The sequence below is a fragment of the Streptomyces recifensis genome, assembly GCF_002154615.1.
Taxonomy (GTDB): Bacteria; Actinomycetota; Actinomycetes; order Streptomycetales; family Streptomycetaceae; genus Streptomyces; species Streptomyces griseoluteus.
The window spans coordinates 1-9,485 of the sequence record NZ_MUNH01000556.1; the positions used below are offsets into that span (position 1 = coordinate 1).

General features: G+C 72.1%; 9 protein-coding genes. 3 read left to right on the top strand and 6 right to left on the bottom strand.

Annotated elements, in window-relative coordinates:
• The coding region (locus CCN33_RS25740; RefSeq protein WP_140394673.1) for a DUF2510 domain-containing protein at positions 1-358 on the bottom strand (358 nt) is incomplete at its 3' end.
• A gap of 234 nt (positions 359-592) precedes the next feature.
• Here CCN33_RS25740 and CCN33_RS25745 point away from each other — a divergent pair.
• Positions 593-1,006: an SsgA family sporulation/cell division regulator gene (locus CCN33_RS25745; protein ID WP_086695857.1), complete on the top strand. Its 414-nt coding sequence runs from the start codon at positions 593-595 to the stop codon at positions 1,004-1,006.
• An 11-nt stretch (positions 1,007-1,017) separates the two neighbouring features.
• Here CCN33_RS25745 and CCN33_RS25750 read toward each other — a convergent pair whose 3' ends face one another.
• Positions 1,018-2,433, bottom strand: coding sequence for an FAD-binding oxidoreductase (locus CCN33_RS25750; RefSeq protein ID WP_086695858.1), 1,416 nt, complete (start codon positions 2,431-2,433; stop codon positions 1,018-1,020).
• 92 nt (positions 2,434-2,525) lie between these two features.
• On the opposite strand from CCN33_RS25750, the gene CCN33_RS25755 reads away from it, so the two are divergent.
• Positions 2,526-4,004, top strand: coding sequence for a tetratricopeptide repeat protein (locus CCN33_RS25755; protein WP_086695859.1), 1,479 nt, complete (start codon positions 2,526-2,528; stop codon positions 4,002-4,004).
• 53 nt (positions 4,005-4,057) lie between these two features.
• Here the strand turns inward: CCN33_RS25755 and hppD are convergent, their stop codons facing one another.
• Positions 4,058-5,203 (bottom strand): 4-hydroxyphenylpyruvate dioxygenase, encoded by a 1,146-nt coding sequence (hppD, locus tag CCN33_RS25760; protein WP_086695860.1) that lies wholly within the window; start codon positions 5,201-5,203, stop codon positions 4,058-4,060.
• A gap of 123 nt (positions 5,204-5,326) precedes the next feature.
• On the opposite strand from hppD, the gene CCN33_RS25765 reads away from it, so the two are divergent.
• Positions 5,327-5,803, top strand: a complete 477-nt coding sequence (locus CCN33_RS25765; RefSeq protein ID WP_086695861.1) for an Lrp/AsnC family transcriptional regulator — start codon at positions 5,327-5,329, stop codon at positions 5,801-5,803.
• 49 nt (positions 5,804-5,852) lie between these two features.
• On the opposite strand, the gene CCN33_RS25770 is transcribed toward CCN33_RS25765, so the two are convergent.
• The 3 genes from CCN33_RS25770 to CCN33_RS25780 form a co-directional block, all read right to left on the bottom strand.
• Positions 5,853-6,644 carry a S16 family serine protease gene (locus CCN33_RS25770; RefSeq protein WP_086695862.1) on the bottom strand — a complete coding sequence of 264 codons (792 nt, stop codon included), beginning with the start codon at positions 6,642-6,644 and terminating at the stop codon, positions 5,853-5,855.
• A 48-nt stretch (positions 6,645-6,692) separates the two neighbouring features.
• Positions 6,693-7,334: an IclR family transcriptional regulator gene (locus tag CCN33_RS25775; protein WP_086695863.1), complete on the bottom strand. Its 642-nt coding sequence runs from the start codon at positions 7,332-7,334 to the stop codon at positions 6,693-6,695.
• Between the two features lie 277 nt (positions 7,335-7,611).
• A complete protein-coding gene (locus CCN33_RS25780; protein ID WP_086695864.1) occupies positions 7,612-9,405 on the bottom strand; it encodes a DEAD/DEAH box helicase in 1,794 nt (597 codons plus the stop codon).
• Positions 9,406-9,485 lie beyond the last annotated feature (80 nt).

The window sequence follows — 9,485 nt, forward strand, 5'->3', positions numbered from 1 at the left end:
CCCCCGGCCGTACCCGACGGAACGTCATCGTCCCGTCGTCCCGCTGACCCCCCGCCGCCGGACCCGGCGTCGGGCGCCGGAAGAGGAAGGTGTCCGGGGGCGCCTCGCCGCCGGCCGCCGGAGCGTCGGCGGAGCCGCCCTCCTCGAAGAAATGCGGACCCGTCTCCTCCACAGGGGGCGTGTCGGGGCCGGAGGTTGACGGGGCGGTGAGCGGTTCGCCGTCCGCGGGGGCGGGACGGCTGGTGCCGGGCACCCAGGCGGTGCCGTTCCAGTAGCGGACGTAGCCGGGGATGGACGGGTCCGGGTAGTAGCCCTCGCGGGGCCTGTCGTCACCGTGGGCCGGCGTAGGGGCGCTCATGTCCGTCGTCCCGTATCTGCTCGGGGGTGGAAGGGAGCCTCCACATCTATCAGACCCGGGGCGCCCCTTACCCCTCTCCGCCCGGAGCCGACCCCTTCCGGGCGATGCCGTGGGGCTCCTGGCCACCGGTGGGAAAAATATTTCCGGGAACCCGCGTAATGACCGCGCCCCTGCCCCCTCTCTCCTGGCACGGGCCCGTCCGAGCGGCCCCCGGTCAGGTGAAGGAGACAGGTCATGGAGCACACGGTGGTGGAGCGCGAACTGGAGCTGAGGCTCATCCTCTCGCCGGAGCGGAGCATCCCGGTCCCGGCCCGGCTCGCGTACCGGTCGGACGACCCCTACGCCGTCCACATCACCTTCCACGTCAACTCCGACTCCCCCGTGCACTGGACGTTCGCCCGCGAGCTGCTGGTGGAGGGCGTGTTCCGGCCGTGCGGGCACGGGGACGTGCGGGTGTGGCCGACGAAGGTGAACGGCCGCAGCGTGGTGCTGATGGCGCTCAGCTCGCCCGACGGCGACGCCCTGCTGGAGGCGCCCACCCCGCAGGTGTCCGCCTGGCTGGAGCGGACGCTGCGGGCGGTGCCGCCGGGCGCCGAGGCCGCGCGGCTCGGCATCGACGACGCGCTCGACCAGTTGCTGGCCCGGTGAGGCGCCCCGGCTCAGAAGAGCTTGCCGGGGTTGAGGATGCCGAGCGGGTCGAAGACGTCCTTCACCGCCCGCTGCATCTCCATACCGACGGGCCCGAGTTCGCGCGCCAGCCACTCCTTCTTCAGCACGCCCACCCCGTGCTCGCCGGTGATGGTGCCGCCGAGTTCGAGGCCGAGGGCCATGATCTCGTCGAAGGACTCGCGGGCGCGGCGGGACTCGTCCTCGTCCAGGGCGTCGAAGCAGACCGTGGGGTGGGTGTTGCCGTCACCGGCGTGCGCGCACAGGCCGATGGTCAGGTCGTACTTGGCGGCGATCCGCTCCACGCCCTCCAGCATCGCGCCGAGCCTGGAGCGGGGCACGCACACGTCGTCGATCATCGTGGTGCCCTTGACCGCCTCCAGCGCGACGAGCGACATCCGCCGTGCCTGGAGCAGGAGTTCGGACTCGGCGACGTCGTCGGCGACGACCACCCCGGTGGCCCCGGCCGCTTCGCAGAGGGCGCCGACGGCGGCCAGGTCGGCGGCGGGCTCCGGGGTGTCGAAGGCGGCCAGCAGCAGCGCCTCGGTGGACTCCGGCAGACCCATCCGGGCGAAGTCGTTGACGGCCTTGACGGTGGTGCGGTCCATCATCTCCAGCAGCGAGGGCACGTGCCCGCCGGCCATGACCGAGCACACCGCGTCGCACGCCTCGGCGGCGGTGGCGAACTCGGCGGCCAGCACCAGTTGCCGGGGCGGCTTGGGCCGGAGCCCGAGCACGGCGCGGACCACGATGCCGAGCGAGCCCTCGGAGCCGACGAACAGCCGGGTCAGGTCGTACCCGGCGACGCCCTTCGCGGTGCGGCGGCCGGTGGACATCAGACGGCCGTCGGCGAGGACGACGTCCAGCCCGAGGACGTACTCGGCCGTCACCCCGTACTTGACGCAGCACAGGCCGCCGGAGGCGGTGCCGATGTTGCCGCCGATGGTGCAGGTCTCCCAGCTCGACGGGTCCGGCGGGTAGTACAGCCCGTGCTCCTCCACCGCGCGGGAGAGCACGGCGTTGACCACGCCCGGTTCGACGACGGCGATCCGGTCGACGGGGCTGATCTCCAGGATGCGGTCCATCTTGGTGAGGGACAGCACGATGCAGCCCTCGGAGGCGTTGGCGGCGCCGGACAGCCCGGTGCGGGCGCCCTGCGGGACGACCGGCACGCGCAGCGCGGTGGCGGTGCGCAGCACGTGCTGGACCTGTTCGACGGTGCGTGGCAGGACCACGGCGGCGGGGGCCCCGGCCGGGCAGAAGCTCGCCATGTCGTGCGCGTAGGAGGCGGTCACGTCGGGATCGGTGAGCACGGCCCCGGCGGGCAGCCCCGCCAGCAGCGCTTCGATGAGGTTCTCGGCGGGCGCGGTGTCGCCGTCACGGGGTGCTTCGATACGGCTCATGATCACAGCGTGGCACTCGGGGCCATCGGTGTGAACCCCGCACGCGCCACCCTTGGGCCACCCGGATGTGCTCGTCATATTGACGCACAGTGAACGGCATGGCGAAGAGACAGTATGGTGACGCGCGGCCCGGCACGCCCCTGGTGGCCGAGCCCCCTCCGCACCGCCCCCGGCGATGGCTGCACCGCACGCTGATCAGCATGGCGGCGGCCGGGGCCGCCGCGGGCGTGACGCTGACACTGCTGCCGCGCGAGGCGCCGCAGCGGGACCCCCACCGGCCCCCGGCACCCGCGCCCGGACCGCAGGCGCGGGCGCTGACGGCGGTCACCACCGGCGTCCCGGCGGCGCTGCCCGACCTGACGGAGCTGATCACCCGGCAGGAGAGCGCGGTACGGGCCCGCCCCGCCGACGCCCGCGCCTGGGCGGTGCTCGGCGCGGCCTACGTGGCCCGGGCGAACCGCACCGCCGACGCGGCCGACCTCCCGCGCGCCGAACGGGCGCTCGGCACCTCGCTGAAGGCGCGCGCGGCCAAGAACACCGAGGCGCTGGCCGGGATGACCGCGCTGGCCAACGCGCGCCGGGACTTCGCGGCGGCCAAGCGGTACGGGGAGCAGGCGCTGAAGCTGACCCCGAAGCGCTGGTCGGCGTATCCCCCGCTGATCGACGCGTACAACGGGCTCGGTGACTACACCGCCGCCCGGAAGACCCTGGACAAGCTGATGGCGCTGCGCACCGCCCCCGCGGACCGCCCGGCCGTGATGGCACGGGCGTCGGCCGTGTACCGGGACCGGGGCTGGCGCGAGGACGCGATGGCCCAGCTCACGGACGCGGCGGCGGCCGCCGGTACACCTGCCGAGCAGGCGGCCTACCGCGCCGGGGTCGGCCAGTTGGCCTGGGAGCGCGGCGACCTCACGGATGCTCTCGAACAGTTCACGGAGGCCCTTCGCCTGGACCCGGCCGAGGCGACGGCGGGCGCCGGCAAGGCCCGTGCCCTCGCCGCCCGGGGCCGTACGGCCGACGCGCTCACCGCGTACCGCGATGCCCTCGCGAAGCGGCCGGACGCCGAAGTCACGCTGGAGCTGGCCGAGTTGTACGAGTCGCTGAACCGCACCCGGGACGCCGAGGCGCAGTACGCGCTGGTGCGGAAGCGGGCGGAGAAGTCGGCCTCCGACGGCGTCGACGAGGAGTTGCTGCTCGGCCGGCTGGAGGCCGACCACGGCGACCCGCAGGAGGCGGTGACCCGGCTGCGCGCGGAGTACAAGCGACAGCCCGGCATCGAGGTGGCCGACGCGCTGGGCTGGGCGCTGCACCGGGCGGGCGAGGACAAGGAGGCGCTGAAGTTCGCCACCGCCGCGACCGACAACACCAAGGGCGGCGGGGTGCGCAGCGCGCTGCACGATTTCCACCGGGGCATGATCGAGTACGAGCTGAAGCGGTACGGCTCCGCCCGGTTGCAGCTGGAGGACGCGCTGATGGTGAACCCGGCGTTCTCGCCGCTGTGGGTGCCCGAGGCACGGGCGGCGCTGCAGGACATGGGTGAGAAGACCGAGGGGCCACTGCCCACCGACGTGCTGTGAGTCGGGGGCGCGACCGCTCCTCGCGCCCCCGACTCAGTCCTTGAGAAGCCGGGTTACAGGTTGCCCCGCTTCTCCTGCTCCCGCTCGATGGCCTCGAAGAGAGCCTTGAAGTTGCCCTTGCCGAAGCCCATCGAGCCGTGGCGCTCGATGAGTTCGAAGAACACCGTCGGCCGGTCCTGGACCGGCTTGGTGAAGATCTGCAGCAGGTAGCCGTCCTCGTCGCGGTCGGCGAGGATCTTCATCTCGCGCAGTGTCTCGATCGGCACGCGGGTGTCGCCGACCCACTCGCCGAGGGTGTCGTAGTAGGAGTCCGGGGTGTCGAGGAACTGGACGCCGGCCGCGCGCATGGTGCGTACCGTCTGCACGATGTCGTTGGTGGCCAGCGCGATGTGCTGGACGCCGGGGCCGCCGTAGAACTCCAGGTACTCGTCGATCTGGGACTTCTTCTTGGCGACGGCGGGCTCGTTGAGCGGGAACTTCACCTTCAGGGTGCCGTCCGCGACGACCTTCGACATCAGCGCGCTGTACTCGGTGGCGATGTCGTCGCCCACGAACTCCTTCATGTTCGTGAAGCCGAGGACGTTGTTGTAGAACGCCACCCACTCGTCCATCCTGCCGAGTTCGACGTTGCCCACGCAGTGGTCGATGGCCTGGAAGGTGCGGCGGGCGGGCGGCTCGACGATCGGGTCGGCGGCGACGAAGCCGGGGAGGTACGGGCCGTCGTAGCCGGAGCGCTCGACCAGGGTGTGCCGGGTCTCGCCGTAGGTGGCGATGGCGGCCAGGACGACGGTGCCGTGCTCGTCCTTCACCTCGTACGGCTCGGCGAGGGGGCGGGCGCCGTGCTCGACGGCGTAGGCGAACGCGGCGCGGGCGTCCGGGACCTCGATGGCGAGGTCCACCACGCCGTCGCCGTGCTCGCCGACGTGCCGGTCGAGGAACTCGCCCCAGGGGGTGGCGGGGCGGATCACCGAGGTGAACACGAACCGGGCGGCGCCGTTCTCCAGGACGTAGCTCGCCGTCTCGCGGCTGCCGTTCTCCGGGCCGGAGTAGGCGACCAGGCGCATGCCGAAGGCGCTGGAGTAGTAGTGCGCGGCCTGCTTGGCGTTGCCCACGGCGAAGACGACCGCGTCCATTCCCTTGACCGGGAAGGGGTCGGCCTGCCGGGCGGTGTCGGGAGTGTGCTGAGTGGTCTGCGTCATGCTCGAAGGGTGGCCCCGCCTTGCAAGGTGCGCAATAGTTCGCGTATTCGCTGGTCACTCTGTTCAGCCTTACGGCGGTACCGGCGGGCTTTCTGTACAGGATGACCATCCGGGGAGGACGTCGTGGCGATCGATCATCTGGACGGGCAGATCATCGTGCTGCTGGCCGAGGAGCCGCGGATCGGGGTGCTGGAGATGTCCCGGCGGCTGGGGGTGGCCCGCGGCACCGCCCAGGCCCGGCTGGACCGGCTGCGCTCGCGCGGGGTGATCCGGGGGTTCGGGCCGCAGGTGGACCCCTCGGCGCTCGGCTATCCGGTGACCGCGTTCGCCACGCTGCAGATCCGGCAGGGGCAGGGGGCGGACGTGCGGGCGTACCTGGACGGGGTGCCGGAGGTGCTGGAACTGCTCACCACGACCGGTACCGGGGACATGCTGTGCCGGCTGGTGGCCCGCTCCAACGCCGACCTGCAGCGCGTCATCGACCGGGTGGTCGGCTTCGACGGCATCGTGCGGGCCTCCACGGCGATCGTGATGGAGAACCCGGTGCCGCTGCGGATCATCCCGCTGGTGGAGCAGGCGGCGGGGGAAGCGCTCGACTAGGTCCTGTCCGACCATCAGGTCCTGTCCGACCATTCGCGTCTGACAGGACCTAGCAGCTGGGGATCCTGCCGGTGCCCTTCTCCAGGGCGACCAGGGAGTCCACGGCGCCGTCGAGATTCGTGACCGGGATCAGGCGCAGGCCCTTGGGGAGGTTGGTGTGGGCGTCGGCGCACTCGGCCTTCGGCACCAGGAAGACGGTCGCGCCGTCGCGCCGGGCGGCCTGTGTCTTCAGGGCCACCCCGCCGACCGCGCCGACCTTGCCGTCCGCGTCGATCGTGCCGGTACCGGCGATGGTGCGGCCGCCGGTGAGGTCGCCGCCGCTGCCGTCGCCGTCCAGCTTGTCGATGATGCCCAGGCTGAACAGCAGGCCCGCGCTGGGGCCGCCCACGTCGGCGAGGCGCAGGGTGACCTTCACGTCGTCGGGGTCCTTGCGCAGGTGGTCCAGCGCCGCGGTGGTCGCCGCGTTCTGCGACTGCCGCATCTGGGCCGTGTTGTGCTTCTCGATCTCCTTGATGGTGTCCCCGGTCGGGTACACCGCGTCGTACGGCATCACCGCGCGGTCGCTGCGGAACCAGTTGTCGATCACCTGCCCGAGCGACACCCGCGTGCCCGGTGAGGTCGCCTCGATGGTCGTCATCCGCAGCTCGCCCGACGTCTTCCGCGTCGGCGCCCCCGCCACCGTGATCACCGGCGTCCCGTCGTTCTTCCCCAGCACGTTCGCCGTCATCCCCGGCTGGGCCACCGAGAACGGCAACGGCGCGAACACCGCGACGGCCACGAGCCCCACGACGGGCAGAGAGCACAGGGCGATGATCCGGGAACGCGAGAGACGTGAGAGCACGGAGTAAATCTAACGCGCGGCCTCTGCTCCGAGCTTGGCCGGTGCGTACTACCTCAGCGCGTCCGCGACCTCCCGCGCCGCTTCCATCACGCGGGGGCCCACCCGCTCCGGGACCGCGTCGGTCAGCATGACGACTCCCACGCTGCCCTCGACGCCGGTGACGCCCAGGAGGGGAGCCGCGGCGCCGCTCGCGCCGGCCTCGAGTTCGCCGTGGGTGAGGGTGTAGCCGGGGTCGGCGGCCGGGGAGTGCCGGGCGGCGAGGATGGCCTTGCCGGCGGCGCCGCGTTCCAGAGGGTGGCGGAAGCCCGCGCGGTAGGCGACGTGGTAGTCCGTCCAGGTCGGCTCGACCACGGCGACGGCGAGCGCCTCCGTACCGTCGACCAGGGTCAGATGGGCCGTGGCGCCGATGTCCTCGGCCAGCGAGCGCAGCGCGGGCAGCGCCGCCTCCCGTACCAGCGGATGCACCTGGCGGCCGAGCCGCAGTACGCCCAGCCCCACGCGGGCGCGTCCGCCGAGGTCGCGGCGGACGAGCGCGTGCTGCTCCAGCGTGGCCAGCAGCCGGTACACCACCGTCCGGTTCACCCCGAGCTTGCCGGACAGCTCGGTGACGGTCAGGCCGTGGTCCGTGTCGGCGAGCAGCTTGAGGACGCGCAGTCCCCGGTCGAGCGTCTGGGAGGTCTCCGCGGTCACGACGCCCCCTCCTTCTGCGGTGAGGTCGGCGCCCTCCGAGCGGCGCGCGTCACCGAGCCCCGTCGGCGACGCGTATCAGAGGCCGCCGATCGGCAGGACGGCCCGGCGGCTGACGGGCCCGTCGCTTCACGGCTGCGCTCCGCGGCGGCGCTGCCACGGGGCGTGTGCGTAGCGGGACAGTAGCGAGCCGGTCCGCTCAGCGGAAGACTCGGTCCAGAATCCGGTCAAGACCGGTTCCGGCCTGCCTGCGTTCGTCCGCATACGCCCGGCGCACGTGTCAGCGCATCCGGGTCGCCCACTCCCCCATCTTCGCGATGCGCTGCTTGAGCTGCCCGGCGGTCGCCTCCGCGCTCGCCGGACCGCCGCAGACCCGGCGCAGCTCGGTGTGGATCACGCCGTGCGGTTTGCCGCTCTGGTGGACGTAGGCGCTGACCATGGTGTTGAGCTGCTTGCGCAGCTCCATCATCTCCTTGTGGCTGACCACGGGGCGCCGCTCGGCGGGCAGTTCCAGCAGGTCGGCCTCGGTGTCCGGCCGCTTCTTGCTGTGCGCGATCTGCCGGGCCTGCCGCTTCTGCAGCAGCAACTGCACCTGCTCGGGCTCCAGCAGTCCGGGGATGCCGAGGTAGTCCTGCTCCTCCTCGCTGCCGGGGTGGGCCTGCATGCCGAACTCGGCGCCGTCGTAGAGGACGCGGTCGAAGACTGCCTCGGACTCCAGCGCCTCGAAGGAGAACTGCTCCTGCTCGCCGGTGTCCTCGTCCTGCTGCTTGTTCGCCTCGTCCATCTCCTTCTCGGACTCGGCGTACGGGTCCTCCTCGCCCTGCTTCTTCGGCTTGTCGAGGGCGTGGTCCCGCTCCTTCTCCATCTCGTTGGCGAAGGTCAGCAGGTCGGGGACGGTCGGCAGGAACACGGACGCGGTCTCGCCGCGCCGCCGGGACCGCACGAAACGGCCGACGGCCTGGGCGAAGAACAGCGGGGTGGAGATGGTGGTGGCGTACACGCCGACGGCGAGCCGGGGCACGTCGACGCCCTCGGACACCATGCGGACGGCGACCATCCAGCGGTCGTTGCTCGCGCTGAAGTCGTCGATGCGCTGGGAGGCGCCCGCGTCGTCGGAGAGGACGAGGGTGGCCTTGGTGCCGGTCAGCTCGCGGATCAGCTTGGCGTAGGCGCGGGCGGACTCCTGGTCGGAGGCGATGACGAGGGCGCCGGCGTCCGGGATGGCCTTGCGGACCTCGGTGAGCCGCTGGTCGGCCGCACGCAGCACGCTCGGCATCCACTCGCCGCGCGGATCGAGCGCGGTGCGCCACGCCTGGCTGACCGCGTCCTTGGTCATCGGCTCGCCGAGCCGGGCGGCGATCTCGTCGCCCGCCTTGGTGCGCCAGCGCATCTGGCCGCTGTAGCTGAGAAAGATGACGGGCCGGACGACGTGGTCGGCGAGCGCGTTGCCGTAGCCGTAGGTGTAGTCGGCGGCGGAGCGCCGGATGCCGTCGTTGCCCTCCTCGTACGTGACGAAGGGGATCGGATTGGTGTCCGAACGGAACGGCGTACCGGTCAGCGCCAGACGCCGGGTCGCGGGCTCGAACGCCTCCAGGCACGCCTCGCCCCACGACTTGGAGTCACCGGCGTGGTGGATCTCGTCCAGGATCACCAGCGTCTTGCGCTGCTCGGAGCGGTTGCGGTGCAGCATCGGGCGTACGCCGACACCGGCGTAGGTGACCGCGACCCCGTGGTAGTCCTTGCCGACCGGGCCCGCGCTGTACTCCGGGTCGAGCTTGATCCCTATCCGCGCGGCGGCCTCCGCCCACTGCTTCTTCAGGTGCTCGGTCGGCGCGACGACGGTCACCTGCTGCACGACGTGGTGGTGCAGCAGCCAGGAGGCCAGCGTCAGCGCGAAGGTCGTCTTGCCGGCGCCGGGAGTGGCGACGGCGAGGAAGTCACGCGGCTGCTCCTGGATGTACTTGTCCATCGCCCCCTGCTGCCAGGCACGCAGCTTGCTGGCGGTGCCCCAGGGGGCCCGGCCGGGAAAGGCGGGGGACAGATGGTTCGAGGCGGAAGCGGCGGTGGTAGTCACGGTCTCCGGGGGTGGGGGCGTAGGGCAACTCGGCTACGTATGACAACCGGGCCACCCTACCGGCGCCACCGGCTCCGCCG

Excerpts from the sequence above, each read along its gene's own strand:
- CCN33_RS25755 (WP_086695859.1), top strand. The coding sequence starts at position 2,526 with ATGGCGAAGAGACAGTATGGTGACGCGCGGCCCGGCACGCCCCTGGTG.
- CCN33_RS25745 (WP_086695857.1), top strand. The coding sequence starts at position 593 with ATGGAGCACACGGTGGTGGAGCGCGAACTGGAGCTGAGGCTCATCCTC.
- hppD (WP_086695860.1), bottom strand. The coding sequence starts at position 5,203 with ATGACGCAGACCACTCAGCACACTCCCGACACCGCCCGGCAGGCCGAC.